This is a genomic window from Rhodococcus sp. ACS1 (genome assembly GCF_002300155.1).
GTDB lineage: Bacteria > Actinomycetota > Actinomycetes > Mycobacteriales > Mycobacteriaceae > Rhodococcus_F > Rhodococcus_F koreensis.
In genome coordinates this window covers 1176512-1201163 of the sequence record NZ_NSDZ01000004.1, presented here as the reverse complement: position 1 = coordinate 1201163, position 24652 = coordinate 1176512, and the positions used below count along the sequence as shown (strand labels likewise).

Sequence of the window (24652 nt, the reverse complement as noted above, 5' to 3'; positions counted from 1 at the left end):
TGGAAGGTAGACGTCTGCCACGACCGAAACGTGAGGTGCGGAATGCATCAGGCAGGATGGGCCGATGGCTCTCGTACAACTCGGCACCCGCGACCTGGTGCGTACCGTCACCGGTGTCGCCCGGTGGTCGGTGGACACCGCTGAACTCGTCGTCTCCCTTCCCGGCCGGATCGGTGTCCTCCTGGACCAGGTCGAGGCACTGATCGCCCGCATCGAGGCGATCAGCGACGGCGCCGAGATCGCGGTGGCGCGGGCGAACGGGGTTGCGGAAGCGGCGGCCACCGTCGTCGCCACGGCGGGGAACACGTCCGCGTCGGCGCAGACGCTGATCGGCCTGTACGAGCCGCTCGCGACGAAGGCCGCCCCACTCGCGCAGCGGTTCGTCGACGACCTCACCGAGGAGGAGATTCACGCCGCGATCGGGTTGGTGAACCACCTGCCCGAACTGACGATGCGCATGGAGGGGCTACTTCCGATCCTGGCGACCCTCGACACCGTGTCGCCGGAGATCCACCAGCTCCTCGAGGAGGTCCAGGGGGTGCGTCAGGCGATCCAGGGCGTCCCCGGGTTCAAGTTCTTCCGCAAGCGCGGCGAGGCGCAGGAGGACGAGGACTAGGCGCGGTAGCCGTCCGTTCCGGCCCGTCCGACGACGATCTTCGGGACCACCGCGCGCGAGGACAGCCGCAGCAGGGCGTCGACGAGTTCGACGATGTCGTTCACCTCGATCATCGTCTCCGGCGGAATCGTGTCGTGGATCCACGCGGACATGTCGGTGTCGACGTACGCCGGGGCGAGGGCGGTCGCCGAGACGCCGTTGCCCGACTCCTCCACGTTCAGTGTCTCGGTGAGCGAGATCAGCGCGGCCTTGGTGGCCCCGTAGACGGCGAGCCCCGCCTCGGCGTACACGCCGGTGATCGATGCCAGGGCGACGACCTTGGATCCGCGTCCCGGGTTCTCCGCCGCACCGGTCCGGAGCAGCGGCAGCGACTGCTGCAGCAGGCTGAACGGCGCCCGCAGGTTGACGCCCAGGCTCTTGTCGAATCGCCCCATCGGGAATTCGCCGATGGCGCCGGCGGTACCCACCCCCGCATTGAGTACCAGTGCGTTCAGCGAGCCGAAGGCGTCTGCGTGCGCCTCAACGACCCGTCCCGCCGATTCCTCGTCGGCGAGATCCCCGGCGACCACGACGACGTCCTTCGCGCCGGCGGTCCGCAGGTCGGCGGCCACCGCTTCGAGCCGCTCACGATCGCGAGCCGTGATCGTCAGCCCGTACCCCTGCTCCGCGAGGCGGGTGGCGATGCCGAGTCCGATGCCACGCGAGGCACCGGTGATCAGTGCGCTGCGGCTCATACCGTCTGTCCTTTCAGGGCGCGCAGGCCCGCCGCGATGAATTCGGGCACCGCGTCGCCTGCCTTGTCGAAACCGTCACCGACGGTGGCGCCGGCCCGGTAGCGGTGGTTGATGCCCTCGGCGATGACGGCGAGCTTGAAGTTCGCGAGCGCCAGGTAAAAGTTCCAGTGCACCAGTTCACGCCCCGAGGCCACGGTGTAGCGCTGCGCCAGATCGTCGGCCGACGGCAGTCGCGGGCTCGTCCACGCCGCCGGTTCGCCGAGCACCAGGTCGAGAGCCGGATGCCGGTAGACGCACATCAGAGCGACGTCGGTGAGCGGGTCACCGAGGGTCGAGAGTTCCCAGTCCACGACCGCCGCCACGGTGCTCACGTCACCGGGCGCCAGGATCGTGTTGTCGATGCGGTAGTCGCCGTGCACGATCGACGACTCCGACTGCTGCGGAATCGACTCGGCCAGTGCGGCATGCAGGCGGTCGACGTCGGCGGAATCCGTCGTCTTCACCCGCCCCCACTGACTCGCCCACAGCTTCACCTGCCGCGCCACGTAGCCGTCCGCGCGGCCGAGCTGACCCAGGCCGACGGCGTCGTAGTCGACGTTGTGCAACGCGCCGAGCACGCGGACAAGTTCGTCGGTGCACGAATCGATGTCCGCGTCGGACAGAGCATCGAGGTCCGATTTGGTCCGGATCACCTGGCCCGTCACGTGTTCCACCACGGTGAACGGCGCGCCCATCACGCTGTCGTCCTCACACAGCGCGACGGTCGCGGCGACCGGCACGTCGGTGCCCTGCAGCGCCGAGGTGATGCGGAACTCGCGGGCCACGTCGTGCGCGGAGGGTGTGAGCCCCGCGGTGGGCGGCCTTCGCAGCACCCACCGCGAGGAGTCGTCGAGAATGGCGTACGTGAGGTTGGACTTGCCGCCCGAGATCAGGTCGGCCCGCAACTCGCCATTCAGAGGGACATTCGAGTCGGACAGGAACTTCTGCAGAGCAACGAGATCGAGGCCGCGATGTTCACTCATGCGCCTGCCTCCCGCGCGGCCTTCTTCGCGGCACCCACCACGCGCTTGGCAATGGCCCAGCGATGCACCTCGGACGGGCCGTCGTACACGCGGAACGGCCGCACCTCACGGGACAGCCGTGCGAGTGGCAGGTCGCCGGACACCCCGAGGCCGCCGCACATCTGCACGGAGTTGTCGACGATCCGGAAGATCGCCTCCGCGGCGTAGGTCTTCGCGATCGAGGTCGAGTTGCTCGCGTGGCCGCCCTGATCGAGTTCCCAGCAGGCCCGCGTCAGCAGCGCCCGGGTGGCGGCGATGTCGATCTCGTTGTCCGCGATCATCTTCTGGACCATGCCGAGATCGCCCAGCTTGCCGCCGAAACCGTCACGCTGCGCGACGTGCGCCACGGCGACGTCGTGGCCGCGGCGCGCGGCGCCCAGCCAGCGCATGACGTGCGTCATCCGGGCGGGCCCGAGCCGGACCTGCGCGTACGCGAATCCCTGGTCCACCTCGCCGAGAACCCCGCTGTCGGGGACGAACAAATCCTCGAAGAACACCTCGCAGTGCCCGCCGATCATCGCCCGGTCGAGGGTGTCGATGTGACGCCCCACCGTCAGCCCCTCGGCGTCGGCCGGCGTGAGGAACATCGTGGCGCCGCCGCGGTCGCCGGGCACGCCGGACGTGCGGGCGAAGATGATGAAGAATCCAGCGCCGTCGGCTCCGGTGATGAAGTACTTGTGGCCGTTGACCTTCCACCCGCCCGGCACCTTCTCGGCGCGCGTGGTCAGCGCGGACGGGTCGGAGCCGGCTCCGGGCGACGGCTCGGTCATGGCGAACGCCGACCGCACGTCGCCGTGCGCGAGCGGGGCGAGGAACCGCTCCTTCTGCTCGGGGCTCGCGATGTGCGCGAGCATGTGGACGTTGCCCTCGTCGGGTGCGCCGATGTTCAGTGCCGTCGGGCCGAACAGCGAGTAGCCGGCGGCCTCGAAGACGGGCGCGCGGTCGGTCATGTTCAGGCCGTGTCCGCCGTACTCGACGGGTGCATGCGGGGCGAAGACTCCGGCGTCCTTGGCCGCCTTCTGCATCTGCACGCGCAGCGTGTCGCCACCGGCGGCGGTGATGTCGCCGCCGTGCTCGTCCTCGATGGGCAGCACGACTTCGCGGATGAACGCCTCGGTCTTCTCGACGAGTGCAGTCACCTCGGGTGCATAGGACAGATCGATCGCCACAACTACCTCCAGTCAGTACGGTGACTCCGGTACCGACCGATCACTCGCTCGGTCGAAGTCGTTCCCGAGAATTCCACAGGTTCGGAACGGGGTCAAGCCTCAGTCGGATGCGCCGACGGCACTCCTCGCGATCGCCAGGTACCGCTCGACCAGTTCGTCGGGCGACAACGGCCCGTCCTCGCGGTACCAGGTGGACACCGCGACGCACATGGTGACCACGGCGCGGCTCGCGTCCTGCGGGAACGGTGTCCGGAAATGCCCGGTCGCCACCCCGTCGCGGACGATGTCGTCGAGCATCTCCTGCTGCTCGTCGCGCAGCGCGATGTACGCCCGCCTGCTCTCCGGTTCCATGCTCCGCGTCTCACGGGACGCGACGAAGGCCTGTTCCCGGCGGAACATGTGGAACCGCAGCAACGACTCGATGACCGCGTCGAACCGCTCCCCCGGCGTCGGGCCCGCCTCGGACACCGCCGCGCGACTGCGATCGAGGAGATCCCGCATCACGACATTCGTCAGCCCCACCAGCAACGCCTGCTTGGAGGGGTAATGGTGATAGAGACCGGGGACCGAGAGGCCGGCCCGCGATGCGATCTCACGGATCGACGCGCCGTCGTAGCCCTTCTCGACGAACGCCGCCAGCGCCGCGGCCAGAACCTTCGACAACCCCTGGTCGGTGTACTCACGCCACGAACTGCCGCGCTGGGTGCCCTCTACCGTCATGGGTCCTACGGTAGAACAGGAACCCGCCGCTCCCCTGCCGTGGTCGCGGGAGTTGACTAGAGTCGAACGAGGTCGCCCAGATCGACAGCCTTCTCCGACAGAGAGCCAGGGACCACCCGATGATCCACGTCCGTCACTCCGCGATCGCAGCCGTGCCCCTCCACGTGGCATTCGCGTACATCGACGACTACCGGACGGTCCCCGACTGGATGTTCGGAGTCTCGGAATTCCGTCCGATCGGCGAATTCGACCAGGGGCTGGAGTCGACATTCGACGCCGCGATACACATCGGCCCGAGCACCCTGCGCTCCCGCCTCGAGGTCACCGAGTGGGTGCAGGACCGGGTCATCACCCTGGCGTCGCTCGACGGCGCCGCCAACTCCTCCACCTGGGAGTTCACCGCGCACGGTGAGGACAAGACCGAGATCAGCGTGGACTTCGCGTACAAACTCCCCGGCGGTCTCACCGGCAGGGCCCTCGGTCTCATCGTCGAACCGTTCGTCGAAACGGCCGTGAAGAACACCGAGGCCACCCTGCGGCACAACCTCGAGGAGCTGTACGCGAAGCGCGCCCGCTAGCGTCCGGGCAGGAACGCCAGCCGTCCGACCGTCGTCCCCTCGCCGAGGCGTCCGATGCCGTCCGCGACGTCGGTGAGCCCGAGTCGCTCGCTGATCATCGGTTTGATCTCGCCGGCCGCCGTCATCCTCGTCAGCTCGTCGTGACACTCCCGGATGGCGGCGGGGTCGTAGGCGTTGTACAGACCCCAGTGCAGCCCGATGATCGAGTAGTTCTTGATCAGCGCGTGGTTCAGCCCGGGTGACGGGATGGTGCCACTCGCGAACCCGATCACGATGATGCGCCCCTCGAACGCGATGCATTTGGTCGACTTCGTGTAGGAGTCGCCGCCCACCGGATCGAACACGACGTCCGCACCGCGGCCGTCCGTGAAGTCCTTCACGGCCTGGACGAAGTCCTCGCTGTGCCGGTCGATGACGAGGTCGGCACCGAGTTCCCGCGTGTAGGCCGCCTTCTCGGGCCCGCCGACGACGCCGATCACCTTGGCGCCTGCCGCCTTGCCCAGTTGCACGGCCGCGCTGCCCACTCCACCTGCCGCGGCCTGCACGAGCAGGGTTTCGCCGGGCTGGATCTGCGTTCTGCGGTGCAGCGCAAACCATCCCGTCTGGTACCCGATCGACAGGGCCGACGCTTCGGCGTCGTCGAGGGCCTCCGGGGCGGGGAACGCGGTGGCCGCCGACATGACGGCCAGCTCCGCAAATCCGCCGTTCGGCAGGCTCGGCATGCCGATCACCCGCTCGCCGACGGCGAACCCGGTGACGCCCTCCCCCAGCTCCACCACCTCGCCGCACAGCTCCACACCGGGCGTGAACGGAAGCGGCGGCTTGATCTGGTACTCACCGCGGCACAACAGCACATCCGGGAAGTTGGCGGCCGCGGAGAGCACCTTGACCAGCAACTCTCCGGGCTTCGGCTCGAGGTCGGGGATGTCCTCGAACGTCAGGACGTCCCGCGGCTGACCCAGTTCGTGTACACGCCACGCCTTCATCGATCAGTCCTTCGGTCCACCGGCGACGTAGACGACCTGACCCGACACGAATCCGGCGCCCTCGCTGACGAAGAACGACGCGGTGTGCGCGATGTCCTCCGGTTGCCCGACACGGTTGACGGGGATCTGCGACGCCGCCGCCTTCTTGAAGTCCTCGAAGCCGACACCCACCCGCTCGGCGGTCGCGGCCGTCATCTCCGTCTCGATGAACCCGGGGGCGATCGCGTTTGCGGTGACACCGAACTTGCCGAGTTCGAACGCCAGGGTCTTGGTGAAGCCCTGCATACCCGCCTTCGCGGCGGAGTAGTTGACCTGCCCGCGGTTGCCGAGCGCGGACGTGCTCGACAGGTTCACGATCCGGCCGAACTTGGCGTCCACCATGTGCTTCTGCACGGCCCGCGACATCAGGAACGCGCCACGCAGGTGCACGTTCATCACGGCATCCCAGTCGTCGACGGTCATCTTGAACAGCAGGTTGTCGCGGGTGATTCCGGCGTTGTTGATCAGGATCGTCGGGGCGCCGAGTTCGGTCGCCACCCGTTCGACTGCGGCGGCGACGGACGCCTCGTCGGCGACGTTCGCGCCCACGGCCAGGGCTTCGCCGCCCGCGGCCTTGATCGCGTCGACGGTGCCGGCACATGCTGCCTCGTCGAGGTCGAGCACGGCGACGGCGTACCCGTCGCTCGCCAGCCGCTTCGCGACGGCGGCGCCGATGCCCCTGGCGGACCCGGTGACGATGGCGGTTCTACGTTCCTGGCTCACTTGTTTCCTCCATGCTGGTTGTTCTCGGTCTTCGTACGGTATTTGCGCAGTTCGCTTCTCGGTCAGGTCAGGACGGCTGGGCCAGGAGCGTCGCCTGGTAGCGGCGCATGCCCCGGATCCATCGGTCGTAGTCGGCGCCCTTGTGCCGGTACATCTCCAGCACCTCGGGGTGCGGAAGGATCAGGAATTGTTCGGCTTCCATTGCGGCGAGCACGCATTCGGCCACCTCGGCCGGTTCGAGCACCGAACCCGCGGTGGTGACGGCGCGTGCGGCGGTGGCCGACAGGGCGGCGTCGTCGGTGAGCAGTTTGGTGTTGACGCCCATCGGGCACAGGCAGCTGACGCGGACGCCTTTGTCGCCGTACGTGACCGACAGCCATTCGGCGAATCCGACGGCGGCGTGCTTGGTCACCGAATACGGGGCGGAACCGATCTGAGTGAGCAGCCCGGCGGCCGACGCCGTGCTGACGAAGTACCCCTCCCCGCGCTCGATCCAGCCGGGAACGAGGCGGCGGGCCGCCCGGATGTGCGCTCGGACGTTCACATCGAGGGCGAGGTCCCACACGGCGTCGTCGGGTTCGAGTTGGTCGCCTGCCGCGACACCCGCGTTGGCGAAGTAGAGGTCGACGGGCCCGAAGGCCTGCTCCGCGGCGTCGATGACCGACGCGATCTGAGCGTCGTCGGACGCGTCGGCCTGCACTGCCAGCGCAGCGCCGGGATGCTCGGCGTCGATTCTCCGGACGATCGTTTCCAGCCCGGTGCCGTCGAGGTCGGTGACGACGACCTTGGCACCCTCGGCGGCGAGCCGCTCCGCGAGTGCACTGCCGATTCCACCTCCGCCACCGGTGACGACGGCGACCTTCTGCGCAACCTGCACGAGATTCCTCCCTCGAGGGGACACGGACGTGGCCCCAGTCTTCCACAGAAATCACCTGAACCCGGTGTCGGATTCAGTTTTGTGGACCGAAGTGTCCCACACGCTCACGCCGCCGGCGAGAGCTCAGCTCCGCTCGGGGAACCTCAGCCCGTTCGCCCAGATCCGCGTCGTCGTGAACACGACGTCGTCGAAGTCGACAGGAGTGCCGTCGGTCCCGTTCACGCTGGCCACGAACACGTTGTACGCCAGCCTGCTGACCATCCCCGACAACGCCCGCGACGCCAGCATCGGGTCCAGTTCCTTGTCGGCGATGCCCCGCGCCTGCAGCTCGGCGATCCCCCGCGCGTTGCGCGCGATGAACGCGTCGGCCCGCTGACGCCGCAGGTCCGCGAACGCCGGGTCGATGTGCGCCACCTGCTCGAGCAGCCCCATCAGCTTGGCGTTGCGCCGGTAGGCCTCCAGGTAGGCGCGGTTGCTCGCCTCCAGCACCGCGTAGGGGTCGTCGGTGTCCTGCACCCGCTTCATGCCCGGGTGCATCATGTCTTCCTGCGCCACCTCCAGCACGGCGGCGAAGATCTGCTCCTTGTTGTCGAAGTAGGTGTAGAACGACCCCGTCGAGCAGTTCGCTTCCTTCGTGATGTCGGTGAGCCTGGCGTCGAGGTACCCGGACCGCTCGAACACCGTCCGCGCAGCCGCCACCAGCGCCGCGCGCGTACGTGCACCCCGAGGGGTCGCCGGAGGCTCCCGCAGCAGATCGGTGGCCGCCATCGACGGGGCGGGCTGGTCGTCCCACTCTTCATGGACGGTGCGCGTGGTCATTTCCTACTTATACGCCAGCACCGCAGCCCCGCCCAACCCGGCGCTCAGGTGATGGTGATGCCGCCGTCCACCGCGATCGTCTGACCGGTGACGTACGCCGCGGCGTCCGACGCGAGCCAGACCACGGTCGCAGCCAGCTCCTCCGGGTCACCGAGGCGACCGAGAACCAGACGCGATTTCATCGATTCGAGGTACCCGTCCTGGTACTGGTCCGTCATCTCCGTCTCGAAGAATCCGGGAGCGATCGCATTCACCCGGATGCCCTTGCGGGCACCCCACTGCTGCGCCAGATCGCGGGTCAGACCGATGACCCCGGCCTTGCTCGCGGCATACGCGGCCTGCGGAAGTCCCGCGGTCGTGAGGCCCAGCACGCTCGCGATGTTCACGATCGCGCTGCCCGGCTTCATGACCCTGCCCGCCGCCTGCGCCGCCCAGTAAGAGCCGTTCAGGTTGATGTCGACGACCTGCCGGAACTGCTCCGGCGTCTCCCTCGTCGCGGGAACGGCAGTACCGACGCCCGCGTTGTTGACGAGAACGTCCACGCGGCCGAACTTCTCCATCGCCTCGTCGATCATGTTCTGCGCCTGCGCCGGGTCGACGATGTCCGTCGCGACGCACAACGCCTGACGTCCCGCGGCCCGCACCAGTTCCGCGGTCTTCTCCAGACGGTCGGTACGGCGCGCAGCCAGCACCACATCAGCGCCCGCCTCCGCCGCCGCCTGCGCGAACGCCACCCCGAGGCCCGACGACGCACCGGTCACGACGACCACCCGATCGGTCAAGCTGAACTTGTCGAGAACGGACATACGAAGCGACTCCTTAGTCGTCGGGCTGTGGGGGTGTGGACTCAGAGGCCGAGGTCGCGGCCGATCAGTTCCTTCATGATCTCGTTGGAGCCGGCCCAGATCTTGGTGACACGGGCATCCATCCACGCACGCGCGGCACGGTATTCGGTCATGAACCCGTAGCCACCGTGCAGTTGCACGCAGTGATCGAGGACCTCGTTCTGCACCTGAGCAGTCCACCACTTGGCCTTCGCGGCGTCCACTGCCGTCAGCTCGCCGTCGGCATGTGCGGCGACGCAGTTGTCGACGTACGCCTGGGTGACCTCGACACGGGTGACGAGGTCGGCGAGAAGGAACTTGTTCCACTGCAGCGACCCGATGGGCTGCCCGAATGCCTTGCGGTCCTTGGCGTACTGGATCGTCTCCTCGAGAATCGGCGCGGCGTGCGCGATGTTCGAGACGGCGGCGCCGACACGCTCCTGCGGCAGCATCTCCATCATGTGGATGAAACCGCGGTCGATCTCACCGATGATGTTCGTCGACGGCACGCGCACGTTCTCGAAGAACAGTTCGGCGGTGTCGGACTCGTGCTGGCCGACCTTGTCGAGCTTGCGTCCGCGCTCGAAGCCCTCCATGCCCGTCTCGACGGCGAACAGCGTGATGCCCTTGGACTTCTTCTCGGGGCTGGTGCGCGCGGCGACGATCACCAGGTCGGCGTTGTAGCCGTTGGTGATGAACGTCTTGGAACCGTTGATGATCCAGTCGTCGCCGTCCTTGACCGCGGTGGTCTTGAGCGAGGCGAGGTCGGAGCCGCCGGAGGGCTCGGTCATGCCGATCGCGGTGAGCAGTTCTCCGGTGCAGAACTTGGGCAGCCAGCGCTGCTTCTGCTCCTCGGTCGTGAGCTGCACGAGGTACGGCGCGACGACATCGGCGTGAATGCCGAAGCTCGACGACACTGCGGCGCTTGCGCGTGCGAGTTCCTCCCCGAGGACTGCGTTGAACCGGTAGTCGCCGGCCTCGCTTCCGCCGTACGCCTCCGGGACCTCGAGGCCGAGGAAGCCGTTGCGGCCCGCCTCGAGCCAGATCTCGCGGTCGATGAAGCGCTGCGCGATGAGCTTGTCTGCCACTGGCAGCAGGTTGCGGTTCACGAACTCCCGGACCGATTCGCGGAATGCCTCGTGATCGGGGCCGTACAGGGTGCGTCGCATGACCGCTCCTTCTGGATGCCGAGCTTTGACTGGTTCACGCTTCGAGCATGTAAGCGTCTGCTTATTTTCTAAGCGCTTGCTTATACTGATGGGGTGACGCGGTATTGTCAACAGCCGCGCAGCCGAGGATGGAGAAAGATATGAGCGAATCACCCAGCCAGGTGATCAGCCCGTCCAAGGCTGCCGCCCGCATCCGAGCTGCAGCCGTCGACGCGTTCGCTACCAGCGGATACGGAGGCACCACCACTCGCGAGATCGCCGCCCGCCTCGACATGAGCCCGGCCGCGATGTACCCGCACTACCGCTCCAAGGAAGAACTGCTCTTCGCGATCAGTTATGAAGGCCACACCGCCGCGCTCGACGTCGTCGTGAGTGCAGACCTCCCAGACGAGGCACCCTCGACGAGACTGCAAGCGCTGATCGGCGCGTTCGCGAGCTGGCAGGCCACCCACCACGCACAGGCCCGCGTCGTCCAGTACGAACTCAACGCCCTCACGCCGGAGCACTACCGCGACGTGGTCAAACTGCGCCGCGACATCACCCACATCGTCCGCTCCGTCGTCGACGCCGGAGCAGCATCCGGCGAATTCACCGTCCCCGACGGCGAAGGCGTCACCCTCGCCCTCATGTCACTGTGCGTCGACATCTGCCGCTGGTTTCCCGCAGGCGCCTACACCGAGCCGGAGGCCGTCGCGGACCTCTACGCCGGCCTCGCCATGCGACTGGTCGGGGCAGCGTAGGTATTGCGTTGGGTATTGCCGGGGTCCCGTGGTCGGGTTAAGATAGAACATACGTTCGATTCGGGGGATTCGGCAGTCGTGGGGGGTCGGGGTGGATACAGGGGCGGTAATCGCGTTTCTGGCCGAGGTGCCGAAACTCGATCGGGATATCGACGATGCGACGCGCATCGATGTACTCCGGGCACTGGAAGAGGTGAAGGCCGCATGCGCCGGCGCGCAAGCCCGGGTGACCGCAGACCTCGACGCCTCCATCCGAGCCGAACGAGCGGACCGCAATGTGCCGCTGCCGCAGCTCGGGCGCGGTATCGCAAACCAGGTTGCGCTGGCACGACGGGACTCACCATTTCGCGGTGGTCGCCATCTCGGCATGGCGACCGCTCTCGTCCACGAGATGCCCTGCACGTTGGCGCTGCTCGAACGAGGGCTGCTCAGCGAGTGGCGAGCGACAATCCTCGTCCGCGAAACGGCATGCCTGACCCGAGAAGATCGCACAGCGATCGACTACCTGCTGTGCGGCGACCCGGCAACGTTGGACGGGCTCGGCGACCAGGCGGTGTGCGCGAAAATTCGCGCGGCCGCCGCAGAATTCGACGCCGAGGCCGTGGTGCGGCGGGCCCGCAAGGCCGTGTCGGATCGGCGGGTCACCTCCCGTCCCGCACCGGACACCATGGCCTATGTCAGCGCCCTGCTACCCGTCGCGCAGGGGGTCGCGGTGCACGCCACCCTCGCACGTGACGCCGACTCGATCCTCGCCGCGGGCGACGAACGCACGCGGTCGCAGATCATGGCCGACCTCCTCGTGTCCAGAGTCACCGGCACACACCACACGGCGACGACACCGCCGATCACCGTGAACTTGGTGATCTCCGATCGCGCCCTCCTCGACAACGGATCCGAACCCGCCCACGTGCAGGGATACGGGCCTGTCCCCGCCGAACTGGCGGGGCACTGGATTTCCGAGGCAGTCCAGGCAGCGATCAATCCAGACACCGGAGATGCGACGCGGGTGAACCTGCGCCGTCTGTACGCCAACCCACAGTCGGGAGCGCTGACCGCGACCGAATCCCAGGCCCGCTGCTTCCCCGCCGGGTTGGCGAGGCTCATCGATCTACGCGATCGAACCTGCCGGACACCCTGGTGCGATGCCCCGATCCGGCACCACGACCACATCCGACCCCGCGAAAGCGAGGGCCCGACGACCGCGCACAACGGCGCCGGTCTGTGCGCAGCCTGCAACTACGCCAAACAAGGCGCAGGATGGAACGCCACCCCTCATCAGCGGCCCGGAGGACTGCACCACATCGAGGTCTACACCCCCACCGGACACCGGTACCGATCGACAGCACCACCACTACCGAAACCATTGCCATTCCACGAGCTTCAGACCGACTCACCCGTCGAACGCATCCTCATCGAATTCCTCAACGCAGCCTGAACATTGCAGCGCTGCGCACTAGACCGAGTGACACACCCGTGCGGTAGCATCTCCGCACGCGGCCGAGGGGGTCCTGTCGAGCACTGGGGGGATGGGAATGAGCAAAACACTGCGTCTGGAAGATGACGCCATCGAGAAGTGTGTCGGTGTGTGCAACACGATGCTGGAGCAACTAGACGACGCCGCAACAAAGGCGGACCGACTTCGACTTGTCAGCGGCTTCGGAGGATTCACCTCTGCCCAAGAATTGCAGGCTGGATATCAGCGAAAATTCACCGGGGATGAGGCATCTGTGCTCGCGCGCCTGGACCAGTTTCGTGACGCGATCATACTGATGCGCGACACCTTCGCTGCCGGCGGCGAGGCATTTGGAGACGCGGATAGCGCGATCCGGATGGCACTTGGAACGATCCAGGGGGGTTTCGAGGTATGAGAGGCTGGATTACCGCCGTCGGCGTCGCCGGAGTTGCGGTCGCAGTTTCAGGATGCGGTACCCCTGCAGTAAGTCCCCAGTCAGATACAGACGCTTCGCTCACCACGACGATGCGCATGCCCCGCTACGTCGACAATTCAGACCGACCTCGGGTCACGTTCGACCCCTGTCTCGACATCCCCGATTCCGCGTTGATCGAGGCTGGGTACGACCCCGCGAGTGAAGAAAACGCCGACTTCAAAGGCGGGAGTTACACCTTCCTCGGCTGTAGCTACGATACGCCGGAGCGGCGATACGGCATGAACGTACTCTCAGGGAATGTCTCCTTCGCGGAAGAGCAAGAAAAATCGAGTGCGTTTGCTACACCGATTGAAATCAACGGTCGCCGAGCTCTCCTGAAGTTCAATCCCGCCGTACGAAACGCCTGCGATCTGAGTATCGAAACGTCAGACGGGTTTCTTGGTTTCACTCGCAGACTCGTCGTTGATTACGCCGGCCCCGCACCCGAACCTGAGTGGTGCGCAGGCCTTGAGGACACAGCCCGGATTTTCGAGCGCTACATCCCGAAGGAGAGCTGAGCCGTGCCACCACAGGACGCTACCTCGACAATCCTCGGGTCGTTGATTTCCGTAGGTGCGGGGCAGAATCGGCGTGCAAGCCTTCAGGACTCGGCGAACAAGCTCTCCAGCGGCGCACAAACGGACAATCCATATATCGAGACCATGGAAAGCTTCCACGGATTCAGCCACGACGAGATTTACGCACAGGTTCAACTCATCGAACCGGCCGATATCGACGGAATTGCGCAAGCGTGCCATGACATCTCTAACGCTCTGCCTCTTGCATTTGGGTTCGCCGTTCTGAGCAACACGATCACCGAAAGCTGGCAAGGGGCTGCGGCCGACGCTGCCACGGCCGCGACACAAAAACTCGCACAAACGAGCGGTCAGCTTGTCGCCGGGCTAGCCACGATTGCCGTCAAACTAGATATTCTCCGAAGCACTGCCGAGGACGTCAAGGCCTCGGTTCCTCAGCCGGCCAGTGCCGAAGGTGTCCTGTCTCAACTCCCGCTGAGCCCGCTTGCGGCCGAAAGGTCCGAGACTGAGAGGGAAGCCGCACGTCTCGAGGCGGTTCGGAGGTTGGAGGCGATCTACGTGCCGAACTACCGGGACGTCGGCACGAATGTCCCGCAGTTACCGGAGCCCTACACGCCATCTGGCGACGGTTCCGGCTCCGGCGGCATGCCGAGTTCGTACGGAACGGTGCCACAGGGTTCAAATCCGTGGAACACATCCGACAGCAGTACCTTCTCCGCGCCGAGCGATGGCGATGCGTCTGTGAATGGTGAGACCCCTGGGGCCGAGGGTTCCGCGGAGGATGATGCCGCGACCACGTCTGCAGCGAATGCCGAGGCTGCCGCCAATCAGGGCGCCGGTGCCGGTGCCGGATCCGGTCCGGCCGCACAGACTGCGGCTGCGAATGCGCAGAACGCTGCTGGTGCAGGTTCGCAGTCGGGCAACGGCACGGGCGGCACGGGCTATGGCGGGATCGCCGGTGGTTCGGGGTCCGGTGCATCCGGCGCCGGCGGATCGGGTGTCGGGGGTTCGGCGTCGAGCACGCGCCGGAAGAACGACAAACGCGAGTCCGAGTCCAACTCGGGTGGTGTGGTTCCGGGTGGCCCGATCCCGTCGGGTGGTGCGGCGGCGGGTGCAGGGGCGGCGGCCGCTGCCGCGGCGGCGACGCCGGTGAAACCGAGCATGAGTCGCCCCGGGATGGGTATGGCACCCGGCATGATGGGTGCGCCCGGCCGGGCAGGCGGAAACGGCGAGGGCGACACGGAGCATCAGACGCCGAGCTACCTCATCACCGTCGACAACGGCAACGACCTGATCGGTAAACTCGACCCCGTCGCACCGTCGGTGATCGGCGCATGAACTGGCGGCTGACGTCAGCTCAATTCATGTGCCTTTGGGAGGCAACCGATCTCGACCGGATGCCGTACCCGCTGAAGTACCGGTCCGCCGCGGCAACGGAAGACCAGTACGCGAGCCAGCAACGCGAACTGGAGCAGTGGCGGTCCGCGCTCGACGAACCGAAACTGGTCGCGGCGATCCAGGTGCTCCGGAACCCGCAAGTGTCCGTCACGGTGCTCGCCCCCTCCCCCGAACTCGACTCCGGGATCCGGCGGAGGGGCAGCATCCGTGGCCGGGTCGCCGTCGTCGCCGAACAGCTCCGCGACGAACCGGGACGCGGCGACATCCGGATCGACGCGGGCGTGGAGAGCGTCGACGGGTTCGTCGCCCGACTCCTGGACGACTTGCCCGACTGCGCTCCCGGACGAACCCCGTCGCTGACCGCGCACCCCGACGACATCCAGAGCCGAAGCGCCACGACGTCCGTCCTGCAGAACGCCCGGGCCTCCGACGGCACTCTGCTGCGACGGATCGTCGGCCGACCGCGGACCGGGATCGGTTACATCTGCATCCGTGGTGCGCGCAGCGGACTCGACGAGCCCGTTATGGGTGAACTGACCTGGATCGACGTGGAACAGGACGGCCGGTACCTCTATCACCAGGACGACCGTGTTCACCTGCGGTCGGCGACGGTCCGGGTGGTTCGCGACGAGTTGTCGAAACGCGTGTCTGCGGCCCTTGCCAACCCTTCGCCGACCCGCGGCTGAGCGTTACCCTTGTCCCATGACCGATCGGGACAGGGACGGGACGGGGAAGCCGCTCAACGCACGCCCCCGCGACGAGCTCGGCCGGCCCCTGCCTCACGACGCCGAGGGTGTGCCGCGCATCCCCGACGACCTGCGGTTACCGCCCGACGAGGCGATCACCGAGGCTCAGCGGCTACTCGACCACGGCATGCCGTTCCACGCCCACGAAATCCTCGAAGGCACGTGGAAGATCGCCCCCGAGGACGAGCGGGAACTGTGGCAGGGGCTCGCGCAGCTCGCTGTGGGTCTCACCCACCTGATGCGGGGCAACAAGACCGGTGCGCGGTCGCTGCTGCGCCAGGGCCACGACCGGATCCGGCATTACGAGGTGGAGGCGCCACACGGCCTCGACATCGCCGGCCTCCTGACGTGGTCGGAACACCTGACGGACGAGATCGATCGCGTCGACCCGTTGCCGGCGACGCCCGTACCCCGATTGAGAATCCCCTGATGACTCTGCTCCCCATGTTCCCGCTGGGCTCGACGATGCTGCCCGGTCAGCAGCTCCCCCTCCACGTCTTCGAACCCCGCTATCAGGAACTGGTCCGCGACTGCCTGGACGCACCGGACGGTCCGCGATTCGGGGTCGTGCTCATTGCTCGCGGCAACGAGGTGGGTGGCGGCGACGTGCGCCACGACGTGGGCACGATCGCGCGGATCGAATCCCACGCGTCGATCGGCGACGGCCGGTACGAGTTGTTCTGCCGCACCGAGGAACGCATCAAGGTGTCGAAGTGGTTGCCGGACAACCCGTATCCGATCGCCGAGGTGGATGTGTGGCCGGACGAGAACTCCGGCACCCAGACGGCGGATTACGAATTCCCGTCGCTGATCGAGAGACTCGAATTCCTGTACGGCCTCCTCCGACGTCTCGCGACGGAGACCGGGAACGTCCCGCCCGACGTTCCGGTCATCGGCGGGTTCCGCGGGTCCCTCGGCACGAGGCTGTACGAGATCGCCACGTACATTCCGATGGGCGACGCCGACCGCCTGCAGATTCTCGCTGCGGCCGGCGCGGACGAGCGCTTGCGGGAGGTTTCCGAGGCGATCGAGAACGCCATCGAAATGGTCCAGTTCCGGTTGATGTGACCTAGCCCTCCCCGGGGTTGGTCAAGAGCACTCCGGGAAGGGTGTAGTGTTGTCAATGCAACGCGGGGTGGAGCAGCTCGGTAGCTCGCTGGGCTCATAACCCAGAGGTCGCAGGTTCAAATCCTGTCCCCGCTACCAAGTGGAAACGGCTCCGGAGATTCAATTCTCCGGGGCCGTTTTCGTTGTCCCCACATCCTCCAGGACTAGAACGTATTCTCGTACGTGAGGCCTCAGGAGGGACCGTGAAGCTCGCCGACGTCGATCTCTACAACCCGGACACCTTCGTGCAGGGCGTGCCCCACGAGATGTTCGCCACGTTGCGGCGCGAGGCTCCGGTCTACCGGCACCTCGACGAGCGCGGCGACCCCTTCTGGTGCGTCACCCGGCATGCGGACATCGTGACCGTGAACCGGGACGCCGAGACGTATTCGTCGTGGCGGGGCGCCACCTACATCGACGACCTTGCCCCCGACGACCTGGCGGGCCAGCAGTTGATGATGCTGAACATGGACCCACCGGACCACACGGCGCTGCGGAAGATTGTCAGCAAGGGCTTCACGCCCCGCCGCATCGGCCAGCTGCACGACATTCTCGCGCAGCGCGCAACAAGCATCGTCGACGCGGTGATCGAGCGTGGCGAGTGCGACTTCGTCGTCGACGTCGCGTCCGAACTGCCGCTGCAGGCGATCGCCGACTTCCTCGGCGTGCCCCAGGAGGACCGCAAGCTCATCTTCGACCTGACGAATCAGATGATCGGCTCGTCCGATCCCGAATTCCACCTCGAGGAAGGTCAGGAACGCGCGGCGGCCGGACAGATGTTCGCCTACAGCCTCGAGATGTTCGAGGACCGCAAGCGGCACCCGCGCGACGACATTGCGACAGCTCTCATCCAGGCCGACGTCCACGGCGAGAAGCTCGGCGAACTCGATTTCAACATGTTCTTCATGCTGCTCGCGGTCGCGGGAAACGAGACCACCCGCAACGCCATCTCGCACACCCAGCTGGCGCTGATGGAGCATCCCGAGGAGCGCCGGAAGGTGCTCGAGGATCCGTCGAAGCTCGACGCCCTGATCGAGGAGGGGTTGCGGTGGGCCACACCGGTCATGCAGTTCCGCCGGACCGCGACCAGGGACACTGTGCTGCACGACGTCGAGATCTCCGAGGGCGAGCGGGTGGTCATCTGGCACATGTCGGGGAACCGTGACGAGGCGGTGTTCGACGATCCGTACACGTTCGACATCGACCGTCCCACCGGCCACTACTCGCAGCACATCGCGTTCGGCGGCGGCGGTCACCATTTCTGTCTCGGCGCCAACCTCGCTCGCGCCGAGATGAAGGTGATGCTGAGTGAGATTCTGCGTCGGATGCCCGACATGGAGCAGACGGCACCTGCCCAGCGGCTGCGCTCCAACTTCATCAACGGACTGAAGCATCTGCCGGTGACGTTCACGCCGTCGTCCCTCTGAGCATCGAGCGGAGCGCTGACTTTTCTGACAGCCTGGTCGGGTGAGCAACGTCGACGCAGTGGTCATCGGATCCGGTCCCAACGGGCTCGTCGCGGCCGCGACTCTCGCCGATGCAGGCTGGGACGTCGCGGTCGTGGAGGCGCAGCCGACGCCCGGCGGCGCGGTGAGGTCGGCCGAACTCGTCCCAGGCTTCACGTCGGACCTGTTCAGCGCGTTCTATCCCCTGTCGACCGTGTCCCCCGCGCTGCGCGGGCTGGACCTCGAGTCGCACGGGTTGCGCTGGAGTCACGCGCCCCGCGCGGTCGGGCACGCCCGCTCCGCTGCTGACGAGGACGCGCCGGTGATTCATCCCGACCCGGCCGACACGGCCGCCGACCTCGAACGCAGGCAACCCGGCGACGGCGTCGCGTGGACGGCGCTGGTCGAGCAGTGGCACCACATCAAGGAACCGCTGCTGAGCATCCTGTTCAGCCCGTTCCCTCCCGTGCGGGGCCCGAGCGCCCTGCTGCGCCGGCTGGGCACCGCCGAGTCGCTGAGGGTGGCGCGATTCCTCCTCCTTCCTGCACGGCGGATGGCGCACGAACTGTTCCGCGACGAGGCGGCACGACTGCTGTTGCTGGGCAACGCGATGCACGCCGACACCCCTCCGGACGCACCGGGCAGCGGCGTCATGGGGTACATCCTGACGATGCTCGCCCAGGACGGTGGGTACCCCGTCCCGGTGGGCGGCGCGGGCGAGTTGTCGGCCGCGATGGTACGCCGGGCCGAGCACGCGGGCGCGCATTTCCACTACGGCGACGCGGTGACTGGGATCGAGGTTCGGTCCGGTCGCGCCGTCGGCGTGCGGACGGCGTCGGGTGCCCGCTACACGGCACGCCGGGCGGTGATCGCCGACGTCTCGGCGCCCGCGCTGTACGGGTCGCTGCTGCCGGACCATGCCGTCCCCGCCCGGGTGCGTGCCGATCTCGACCATTTCGAGTGGGACACGCCGGTGCTGAAGGTCAATTACGCCTTGTCACAGAAGATTCCGTGGCGTTCGCCCAGCCTGAGCGGTGCGGGGACCGTCCACCTCGGTGCCGACGACAACGGCCTCGTCCGCTGGATGGCCGACCTGACCACCGGCACCGTCCCGGCCCGCCCGTTCCTGCTGTTCGGGCAGATGACGACCGCCGATCCCAGCAGGTCACCGGAGGGCACCGAAAGCGCCTGGGCGTACACGCATCTACCGCGCGACATCATCGACAACGCGTCTGCCGACCTGCTTGCCGCGCGGGTCGACGACGTCCTCGAGGCCCACGCACCCGGTTTCGCGGATCGGGTCGTCGGACGCGTCGTCCAGCGCCCGTCGGATCTCGAGGCGGCCGACGCGAATCTCGTGGGCGGCGCCGTCAACGGGGGGACGGCGCAACTCCATCAGCAATTGGTCTTCCGGCCCGGGCCGGGCATCTCCCGCTCGGAAACCCCGGTTCAGCGCCTGTACCTGGGCAGCGCCTCGGCGCACCCGGGCGGCGGTGTGCACGGGGTGTCGGGCCTGAACGCCGCGCGCGCCGCGCTCGGCGAGGACGGGCCGCGTGGATGGCTGCGGCGACGCACCTCCCGAGCCGTGATCGACCTGTTGTCGAAGGGACCGATCCCCTAATTTTCCGCTTGTCGGGGTACCTCACCGTGCAATGATCTGAGTCGTCGAATTCGGACCACGAAGGGGCATCATGCAGCATCGAGAATCGTCCTTCGCCGGCGTCGGCGGAATTCCCATCGTCTACGACGTGTGGCTTCCCGAGCGGCGCCCGCGCGGCGTGCTGGTGCTGTGCCACGGCTTCGGCGAACACGCCCGGCGCTACGACCACGTGATCGAGCGACTCGGCGAACTCGATCTGGCGATCTACGCGCCCGACCACCGCGGACACGGGCGGTCGGGCGGCAAACGGGTCCATCTGAAGGACTGGCGCGAATTCACCGACGACCTGCACCAGCTGTTCGGCATCGCGTCGACGGACTGGCCGGGCACCGACCGGTTCCTCCTCGGGCACAGTATGGGCGGTTCCATCGCACTGACGTACGCCCTCGACCACCAGCAGGACCTGAAGGCACTCATGCTGTCCGGACCCGCGGTCGACGTGACGAGCGGGACACCGCGCGTGGTGGTCGAGATCGGCAAGCTGGTGGGCCGCTTCCTCCCCGGCGTGCCCGTCGAATCACTCGACGCGAAGCTGGTGTCCCGCGATCCGGCGGTCGTGGCGGCCTACGAGGAGGATCCCCTCGTCCACCACGGGAAGGTGCCTGCGGGGATTGCGCGCGGAATGATTCTGGCTGCCGAGCATTTGCCGGAGCGCCTGCCGTCGTTGAAGGTTCCCCTGCTGCTCCAGCACGGGCGGGACGACGGGCTCGCGAGCGTGCACGGCACGGAACTCATCGCGGAGTACGCCGGTTCGGAGGATCTCACGGTGGAGATCTACGAAAACCTGTTCCACGAGGTGTTCAACGAACCGGAGAACGAGGAGGTACTCGACGATCTCGTCGAGTGGTTGCGGCCACGCGTTCGGGCCTGACTCCGCCGGGGGGTTCTGCATCCCCGGACGTGGGATGCCAGGATGGGCTGATGAAACGTCACGTCACCGCCACTCTCGACATCGAGGTCACCGACCCCACCAGTCTCGAATTCAAGATCGCGGTGGCCCGGACCCCCGGTTCGGATTTGTCGGAGTCGCTGACGTTCACCCTCGACGGTAACCCGGTCGAGGCACGAGAGATGGTGGCGGAGCACGGAACTCGCGTCCACCTGCTGGACAGTCCACGCGGCTCGCTGCACGTCGAGTACTCGGCTTCGGTTCTGGGCAAGGCCGATTCGCCTCCCGTCACCGACTACGACCTGTCGAAGTACCTGCGCCCGAGCCGATATGCCGAGGCGGACAAGTTCTTCGGGTTCACCGGCGGGGAGTTCAACCTGTCGAAGCCGCACCCGGAACTGCTGCAGGACATCACCACGTGGGTGGGGTCACGGCTGCTGTACCAGGCGGGGTCGAGCAGATCCACCGACAGTGCCGTCGACACGATGCTGTCCGGGGCCGGGGTGTGCCGTGACTTCGCCCACCTCACGGTCGCGCTCTTGCGGGCCGTCACCATCCCGGCGCGGCTGGCGGCGGTGTATGCGCCGGGCTGCGATCCGATGGACTTCCACGCCGTCGTCGAGGCGTTCGTCGATTCCGAGTGGCGGGTGGTCGACGCCACCCGGCTGGCCCCGCGTTCGGCACTGCTGCGGATCGCGACGGGGCGCGACGCCGCGGACACCGCGTTCCTGGACAATCACGGCGGGGCGATCACGCTCGAGAACACGGTGGTGACCGCCGTCGTCGACGGCGAGTTCCCGTCCGACGACTACGCGACACCCACCTCGTTGACGTGACGAATCAGGTTGCTTCCGAAAGCCTTTCGGTGAGTACGCCCAGCTGAATCTTCTTGGCGTCGGCGTGTACCTCGCGGCCGGCGTCGGTGACGTCGACGAAGACGCCGCGCCGGTCCGCCTCGCACAGCGCTCTGGCGACCAGGCCCGCCTTCTCCAGTCGGGCCACGCTCCGGGACAGCGCACTGGGGCTGAGGTACATCTCGGCCGCCAGGTCCTGCATCCGTGGCCGGTCGCAGGTGGTGTCCATCAGTCGGTCGAGTGTCTCGAAATCGCTCATGCTCAGGCCGTGCGCGTGTTGCATCTCACGATCCAACTCGCAGGCGATCGAGTTGTATCGGCTCGCGAGCAGCCGCCACGTGCCGCGCAGGTCCGCTTCTGAGCTCATGGTCCGCACCCTAGCGCGCGCACGAAAAACGTGCAAGCGAATTAAATGCAAACGAAATTAGTGCTTGCGCATTGATTGCACGTGCATCTACATTCTCCCTGTGACTATCAGCGACGCCACCCCGGACCTCGCCACCTCGTCGGGCGCCACCACCGCCCCGTCGACCGACCAGGCCTGGACTCCCCGCCTCTGGGGCGTCCTGGCCGTGCTGTGCCTCGTGATGTTTCTCGACGGTCTCGACGTCTCGATGGTGGGTGTTGCACTGCCCTCCATCGGAACCGAACTGGGGCTGTCGACCACCTCGCTGCAATGGATCATCAACGGATACGTCCTCGGATTCGGTGGTCTGCTGCTGCTGGGCGGACGCACCGCCGATCTCCTCGGACGCCGCCGGGTCTTCCTGATCGCGCTGACCGTGTTCGCGATCGCGTCCCTGGTCGGCGGACTCGTCGACAACGGCACACTGCTCATCGCGAGCCGCTTCGTGAAGGGACTCGCCGCCGCGTTCACCGCGCCGACCGCGATGTCGATCCTCACCACCACGTTCAAGGAGGGGCCCGCCCGTAACCGGGCGCTGTCGATCTTCTCCGTCTTCGGAGCCAGCGGCTATTCGTCCGGACTGATCCTGGGCGGGCTGCTGACCAGCGCCGGGTGGCGTTGGACGTTCCTGATGCCGGTGCCGTTCGCGGTGCTCGCCCTGGTCGCAGGCGCCGCCCTGATCCCCCGCGACCGAGCCGCCGACACCGGCGGACACGACATCGTCGGAGCCGCCACGCTGGTGTCGGGCATGCTGCTCGCCGTCTACACCGTCGTGTCGGCGCCGGCTCGCGGCTGGGCCGATCCGCTCACGCTGGGCTCGTTCGCACTGGCCGCTGCCCTGTTGGCGTCGTTCTTCGTCGTGGAGAACCGGGTCGCGCACCCGCTCGTGCGGCTGAGCATTCTGCGGGTCGGTTCGATCGTGCGGGCGAACCTCAGCATCGTCGCGCTGTTCGGCTCCTACCTGAGCTTCCAGTTCATGATGACGATCTTCCTGCAGTCGGTGCTCGGATGGTCGCCGCTGGAGATGGCGCTGGGTCTTCTCCCCGCGGGCATCATCGTGGCCTTCGGGTCGCCGTTCGTGGGCCGTCTGATCGACGCGTTCGGCACCGCCCGCATGATCATCGCGGCACTCACGTCGCTGAGCCTCGGCTACCTGTGGTTCCTCTTCGCCGGGAGCGATCAGCCCGACTACACGATCGCGATCCTGCCGAGCGTGGTGCTGCTGGGTGTCGGTTTCGCGCTGGGCTTCACGTCGATCATGGCCCAGGCCACGTCGGGTGTCGACGACTCCGAGCAGGGGTTGGCGTCGGGGCTCGTGCAGACGTCCGCACAGGTCGGTGCCGCGCTCGTGCTGGCGCTGACCACCGCGCTCGTCACCGCAGGCTCGCACACCGCCACCGGCATCAGCGGCGCCGGGTTCCACCAGTTCCACTCCGGCCTCGTGCTCGTCACGGGTGTCGCCCTGCTGGGACTGCTGATCACGGTGTCACCGCTGCTGCGCAGGGTGCTCAACCCCGCATAGTCCGCGGACGGCGGAACGGGTGGGCACAGGCCCACCCGTTCTGCCGTTCAGGCCGAGTGCCGCTTCGGCTCCGTGAGTGCGCGGGACGCGAAGTCGACGGTGAGCCCGATGATCGTGCGGCTTTCCCGCAGCACCTTGCCGATCACCGGGAACGCGTGGATCTGTCCACTCCAGATGTGGGTCTCGATCTGCCGTCCCTCTCGATCGAACCGGTCGGTGATGATTTCGACGTCGGGCCGCATGATCTCGTACTCGGCGGCGGTGAGGAAGACCGGTGGGAACAGTGCGGGATCCGCGTTCACGGGCGACTGGGCACCGGGAATCTGGTCGGGCCCGGCCAGCCAGCGGTCCTTCAGCTTGGCCACCTGCGACATCGGCAGGTACGCGTCGCGCTTCATGAAATCGGGGTCGTGATCCTCGAGGTCGAGGTTGAGCAGCGGCGAGTATCCGATGACGGCCGCCGGCCGGGTGATGCCCCGCAACGCGGCGACTTCGGCGACCTTCATCGCGAGGTACCCGCCCGCCGAGTCCCCCGCGACGATCACCCTGCTGGGGTCGTCGCAGACCTTCAGCATCTCGGTGTATGCGGTCATGGCGTCCACCAGCGACGCCCCGATCGCCCCCTTGGGAAGCTGCCGGTACTCGACCGAGACGACGGGCGCACCCGAACGCGCGGCGAGCGGACCGCACAGCGCCCGGTGGGTGGCGAGCCCGCAGAACACGAATCCGCCGCCGTGGAAGTAGAGGATGGTGGCGCCGTCCATCGAGGTGACGGTGGGTCGCGGGTGGGTGATCTTCTCGCACGGCACCCCGCCGAGCGAGATCGCCTCGATGTCGAGCCCCTTCGGCTTGGGTAGCCGGTCGATGAGTTCGTCGAGAGCCGCGAGTAGTTCGATGCCGCGGTCCGTCGTCGGCCATATCGTGAACAGCGGTTTGACGAAAGCCCTGGCGAACCAGAACGTCATGCGCGCCCGCCGACTGACATCCCAGTGCCACACGATCGATTCACGCGTTCGCATACTGCCCTCCGTTGTATCGGACGCTTGTCCAGCTAACTGGACACCCTAGGGCGATCCGGGGAGAAACACACCCATATCCCCCGAGAC

27 protein-coding genes and 1 tRNA gene are annotated in these 24652 nt (G+C 67.1%); 16 read left to right on the top strand and 12 right to left on the bottom strand.

Annotated features, from left to right (window positions below; translation table 11 throughout):
* Positions 1–64: 64 nt before the first annotated feature.
* Positions 65–616 carry a ribulose 1,5-bisphosphate carboxylase large subunit gene (locus tag CJ179_RS17805; RefSeq protein WP_095862398.1) on the top strand — a complete coding sequence of 184 codons (552 nt, stop codon included), beginning with the start codon at positions 65–67 and terminating at the stop codon, positions 614–616.
* Here the strand turns inward: CJ179_RS17805 and CJ179_RS17800 are convergent.
* The 4 genes from CJ179_RS17800 to CJ179_RS17785 form a co-directional block, all read right to left on the bottom strand.
* A complete protein-coding gene (locus CJ179_RS17800) occupies positions 613–1350 on the bottom strand; it encodes an SDR family oxidoreductase (protein WP_095862397.1) in 738 nt (245 codons plus the stop codon). The genes CJ179_RS17805 and CJ179_RS17800 overlap by 4 nt on opposite strands.
* A complete protein-coding gene (locus CJ179_RS17795) occupies positions 1347–2372 on the bottom strand; it encodes a phosphotransferase family protein (protein WP_095862396.1) in 1026 nt (341 codons plus the stop codon). Before CJ179_RS17795 ends, CJ179_RS17800 begins: the two co-directional genes overlap by 4 nt.
* A complete protein-coding gene (locus CJ179_RS17790; RefSeq protein ID WP_095862395.1) occupies positions 2369–3580 on the bottom strand; it encodes an acyl-CoA dehydrogenase family protein in 1212 nt (403 codons plus the stop codon). Before CJ179_RS17790 ends, CJ179_RS17795 begins: the two co-directional genes overlap by 4 nt.
* 99 nt (positions 3581–3679) lie before the next feature.
* Positions 3680–4300 carry a TetR/AcrR family transcriptional regulator gene (locus tag CJ179_RS17785; RefSeq protein ID WP_095862394.1) on the bottom strand — a complete coding sequence of 207 codons (621 nt, stop codon included), beginning with the start codon at positions 4298–4300 and terminating at the stop codon, positions 3680–3682.
* A 119-nt stretch (positions 4301–4419) separates the two neighbouring features.
* Between CJ179_RS17785 and CJ179_RS17780 the strand changes: the two genes are divergently transcribed.
* Positions 4420–4878: an SRPBCC family protein gene (locus tag CJ179_RS17780; protein WP_072947722.1), complete on the top strand. Its 459-nt coding sequence runs from the start codon at positions 4420–4422 to the stop codon at positions 4876–4878.
* Here the strand turns inward: CJ179_RS17780 and CJ179_RS17775 are convergent.
* The 6 genes from CJ179_RS17775 to CJ179_RS17750 all read right to left on the bottom strand — a co-directional run bounded on the left by CJ179_RS17775 (position 4875) and on the right by CJ179_RS17750 (position 10315).
* Positions 4875–5864 carry an NADPH:quinone oxidoreductase family protein gene (locus CJ179_RS17775; RefSeq protein ID WP_095862393.1) on the bottom strand — a complete coding sequence of 330 codons (990 nt, stop codon included), beginning with the start codon at positions 5862–5864 and terminating at the stop codon, positions 4875–4877. The genes CJ179_RS17780 and CJ179_RS17775 overlap by 4 nt on opposite strands.
* A gap of 3 nt (positions 5865–5867) precedes the next feature.
* Positions 5868–6626 carry a 3-oxoacyl-ACP reductase FabG gene (gene fabG / locus CJ179_RS17770; RefSeq protein WP_072947717.1) on the bottom strand — a complete coding sequence of 253 codons (759 nt, stop codon included), beginning with the start codon at positions 6624–6626 and terminating at the stop codon, positions 5868–5870.
* A gap of 67 nt (positions 6627–6693) precedes the next feature.
* Positions 6694–7503: an SDR family oxidoreductase gene (locus CJ179_RS17765; RefSeq protein WP_095862392.1), complete on the bottom strand. Its 810-nt coding sequence runs from the start codon at positions 7501–7503 to the stop codon at positions 6694–6696.
* A 123-nt stretch (positions 7504–7626) separates the two neighbouring features.
* On the bottom strand, positions 7627–8322 hold the full coding sequence (locus CJ179_RS17760) for a TetR/AcrR family transcriptional regulator (RefSeq protein ID WP_087559136.1): 696 nt from the start codon (positions 8320–8322) through the stop codon (positions 7627–7629).
* 44 nt (positions 8323–8366) lie between these two features.
* Positions 8367–9128 (bottom strand): SDR family NAD(P)-dependent oxidoreductase, encoded by a 762-nt coding sequence (locus CJ179_RS17755; RefSeq protein WP_095862391.1) that lies wholly within the window; start codon positions 9126–9128, stop codon positions 8367–8369.
* 41 nt (positions 9129–9169) lie between these two features.
* Positions 9170–10315 (bottom strand): acyl-CoA dehydrogenase family protein, encoded by a 1146-nt coding sequence (locus tag CJ179_RS17750; RefSeq protein WP_072947707.1) that lies wholly within the window; start codon positions 10313–10315, stop codon positions 9170–9172.
* A gap of 140 nt (positions 10316–10455) precedes the next feature.
* Here CJ179_RS17750 and CJ179_RS17745 point away from each other — a divergent pair, with 140 nt between their 5' ends.
* The 13 genes from CJ179_RS17745 to CJ179_RS17685 all read left to right on the top strand — a co-directional run bounded on the left by CJ179_RS17745 (position 10456) and on the right by CJ179_RS17685 (position 21600).
* Positions 10456–11055 (top strand): TetR/AcrR family transcriptional regulator, encoded by a 600-nt coding sequence (locus CJ179_RS17745; protein WP_072947705.1) that lies wholly within the window; start codon positions 10456–10458, stop codon positions 11053–11055.
* A 91-nt stretch (positions 11056–11146) separates the two neighbouring features.
* Positions 11147–12490 carry an HNH endonuclease signature motif containing protein gene (locus tag CJ179_RS17740; RefSeq protein ID WP_095862390.1) on the top strand — a complete coding sequence of 448 codons (1344 nt, stop codon included), beginning with the start codon at positions 11147–11149 and terminating at the stop codon, positions 12488–12490.
* Positions 12491–12587: 97 nt separating this feature from the next.
* Positions 12588–12923 (top strand): hypothetical protein, encoded by a 336-nt coding sequence (locus CJ179_RS17735; protein ID WP_306454245.1) that lies wholly within the window; start codon positions 12588–12590, stop codon positions 12921–12923.
* Entirely contained in the window at positions 12920–13501 is a 582-nt protein-coding gene (locus tag CJ179_RS17730) for a DUF3558 domain-containing protein (RefSeq protein WP_179377607.1), read from the top strand. The genes CJ179_RS17735 and CJ179_RS17730 overlap by 4 nt, the downstream gene beginning before the upstream one ends.
* Positions 13502–13504: 3 nt before the next feature.
* Positions 13505–14857, top strand: coding sequence for a hypothetical protein (locus CJ179_RS17725; RefSeq protein ID WP_095862388.1), 1353 nt, complete (start codon positions 13505–13507; stop codon positions 14855–14857).
* Positions 14854–15603, top strand: a complete 750-nt coding sequence (locus tag CJ179_RS17720) for an ESX secretion-associated protein EspG (protein WP_095862387.1) — start codon at positions 14854–14856, stop codon at positions 15601–15603. Before CJ179_RS17725 ends, CJ179_RS17720 begins: the two co-directional genes overlap by 4 nt.
* 16 nt (positions 15604–15619) lie before the next feature.
* On the top strand, positions 15620–16093 hold the full coding sequence (locus CJ179_RS17715; protein WP_007297214.1) for a DUF309 domain-containing protein: 474 nt from the start codon (positions 15620–15622) through the stop codon (positions 16091–16093).
* Positions 16093–16731: an LON peptidase substrate-binding domain-containing protein gene (locus CJ179_RS17710; RefSeq protein ID WP_072947689.1), complete on the top strand. Its 639-nt coding sequence runs from the start codon at positions 16093–16095 to the stop codon at positions 16729–16731. The genes CJ179_RS17715 and CJ179_RS17710 overlap by 1 nt, the downstream gene beginning before the upstream one ends.
* 61 nt (positions 16732–16792) lie before the next feature.
* Positions 16793–16869: transfer RNA gene (locus CJ179_RS17705), tRNA-Met, on the top strand.
* A 104-nt stretch (positions 16870–16973) separates the two neighbouring features.
* Positions 16974–18197: a cytochrome P450 gene (locus tag CJ179_RS17700; protein ID WP_072947686.1), complete on the top strand. Its 1224-nt coding sequence runs from the start codon at positions 16974–16976 to the stop codon at positions 18195–18197.
* Positions 18198–18237: 40 nt separating this feature from the next.
* A complete protein-coding gene (locus tag CJ179_RS17695) occupies positions 18238–19836 on the top strand; it encodes an NAD(P)/FAD-dependent oxidoreductase (protein ID WP_072947683.1) in 1599 nt (532 codons plus the stop codon).
* 70 nt (positions 19837–19906) lie between these two features.
* Positions 19907–20746, top strand: a complete 840-nt coding sequence (locus tag CJ179_RS17690; RefSeq protein ID WP_072947680.1) for an alpha/beta hydrolase — start codon at positions 19907–19909, stop codon at positions 20744–20746.
* A 50-nt stretch (positions 20747–20796) separates the two neighbouring features.
* Positions 20797–21600, top strand: a complete 804-nt coding sequence (locus tag CJ179_RS17685) for a transglutaminase family protein (protein ID WP_095862386.1) — start codon at positions 20797–20799, stop codon at positions 21598–21600.
* 4 nt (positions 21601–21604) lie between these two features.
* On the opposite strand, the gene CJ179_RS17680 is transcribed toward CJ179_RS17685, so the two are convergent.
* Positions 21605–21985: a MarR family winged helix-turn-helix transcriptional regulator gene (locus CJ179_RS17680; RefSeq protein WP_072947675.1), complete on the bottom strand. Its 381-nt coding sequence runs from the start codon at positions 21983–21985 to the stop codon at positions 21605–21607.
* Between the two features lie 64 nt (positions 21986–22049).
* Here CJ179_RS17680 and CJ179_RS17675 point away from each other — a divergent pair, with 64 nt between their 5' ends.
* The gene (locus CJ179_RS17675; RefSeq protein ID WP_072947673.1) at positions 22050–23546 is read left to right on the top strand and encodes an MFS transporter; all 1497 of its coding nucleotides are present in this window, start codon (positions 22050–22052) and stop codon (positions 23544–23546) included.
* Positions 23547–23593: 47 nt separating this feature from the next.
* Here CJ179_RS17675 and CJ179_RS17670 read toward each other — a convergent pair whose 3' ends face one another.
* Positions 23594–24565, bottom strand: coding sequence for an alpha/beta hydrolase (locus tag CJ179_RS17670; protein WP_095862385.1), 972 nt, complete (start codon positions 24563–24565; stop codon positions 23594–23596).
* Positions 24566–24652 lie beyond the last annotated feature (87 nt).

What these genes read in the sequence shown, in the direction of transcription:
- CJ179_RS17805 (WP_095862398.1), top strand. Translation starts at nt 65, where the DNA reads ATGGCTCTCGTACAACTCGGCACCCGCGACCTGGTGCGTACCGTCACC.
- CJ179_RS17800 (WP_095862397.1), bottom strand. Translation starts at nt 1,350, where the DNA reads ATGAGCCGCAGCGCACTGATCACCGGTGCCTCGCGTGGCATCGGACTC.
- CJ179_RS17795 (WP_095862396.1), bottom strand. Translation starts at nt 2,372, where the DNA reads ATGAGTGAACATCGCGGCCTCGATCTCGTTGCTCTGCAGAAGTTCCTG.
- CJ179_RS17785 (WP_095862394.1), bottom strand. Translation starts at nt 4,300, where the DNA reads ATGACGGTAGAGGGCACCCAGCGCGGCAGTTCGTGGCGTGAGTACACC.
- CJ179_RS17780 (WP_072947722.1), top strand. Translation starts at nt 4,420, where the DNA reads ATGATCCACGTCCGTCACTCCGCGATCGCAGCCGTGCCCCTCCACGTG.
- CJ179_RS17775 (WP_095862393.1), bottom strand. Translation starts at nt 5,864, where the DNA reads ATGAAGGCGTGGCGTGTACACGAACTGGGTCAGCCGCGGGACGTCCTG.
- CJ179_RS17760 (WP_087559136.1), bottom strand. Translation starts at nt 8,322, where the DNA reads ATGACCACGCGCACCGTCCATGAAGAGTGGGACGACCAGCCCGCCCCG.
- CJ179_RS17755 (WP_095862391.1), bottom strand. Translation starts at nt 9,128, where the DNA reads ATGTCCGTTCTCGACAAGTTCAGCTTGACCGATCGGGTGGTCGTCGTG.
- CJ179_RS17750 (WP_072947707.1), bottom strand. Translation starts at nt 10,315, where the DNA reads ATGCGACGCACCCTGTACGGCCCCGATCACGAGGCATTCCGCGAATCG.
- CJ179_RS17745 (WP_072947705.1), top strand. Translation starts at nt 10,456, where the DNA reads ATGAGCGAATCACCCAGCCAGGTGATCAGCCCGTCCAAGGCTGCCGCC.
- CJ179_RS17735 (WP_306454245.1), top strand. Translation starts at nt 12,588, where the DNA reads ATGAGCAAAACACTGCGTCTGGAAGATGACGCCATCGAGAAGTGTGTC.
- CJ179_RS17730 (WP_179377607.1), top strand. Translation starts at nt 12,920, where the DNA reads ATGAGAGGCTGGATTACCGCCGTCGGCGTCGCCGGAGTTGCGGTCGCA.
- CJ179_RS17720 (WP_095862387.1), top strand. Translation starts at nt 14,854, where the DNA reads ATGAACTGGCGGCTGACGTCAGCTCAATTCATGTGCCTTTGGGAGGCA.
- CJ179_RS17715 (WP_007297214.1), top strand. Translation starts at nt 15,620, where the DNA reads ATGACCGATCGGGACAGGGACGGGACGGGGAAGCCGCTCAACGCACGC.
- CJ179_RS17710 (WP_072947689.1), top strand. Translation starts at nt 16,093, where the DNA reads ATGACTCTGCTCCCCATGTTCCCGCTGGGCTCGACGATGCTGCCCGGT.
- CJ179_RS17690 (WP_072947680.1), top strand. Translation starts at nt 19,907, where the DNA reads ATGCAGCATCGAGAATCGTCCTTCGCCGGCGTCGGCGGAATTCCCATC.
- CJ179_RS17685 (WP_095862386.1), top strand. Translation starts at nt 20,797, where the DNA reads ATGAAACGTCACGTCACCGCCACTCTCGACATCGAGGTCACCGACCCC.
- CJ179_RS17680 (WP_072947675.1), bottom strand. Translation starts at nt 21,985, where the DNA reads ATGAGCTCAGAAGCGGACCTGCGCGGCACGTGGCGGCTGCTCGCGAGC.
- CJ179_RS17670 (WP_095862385.1), bottom strand. Translation starts at nt 24,565, where the DNA reads ATGCGAACGCGTGAATCGATCGTGTGGCACTGGGATGTCAGTCGGCGG.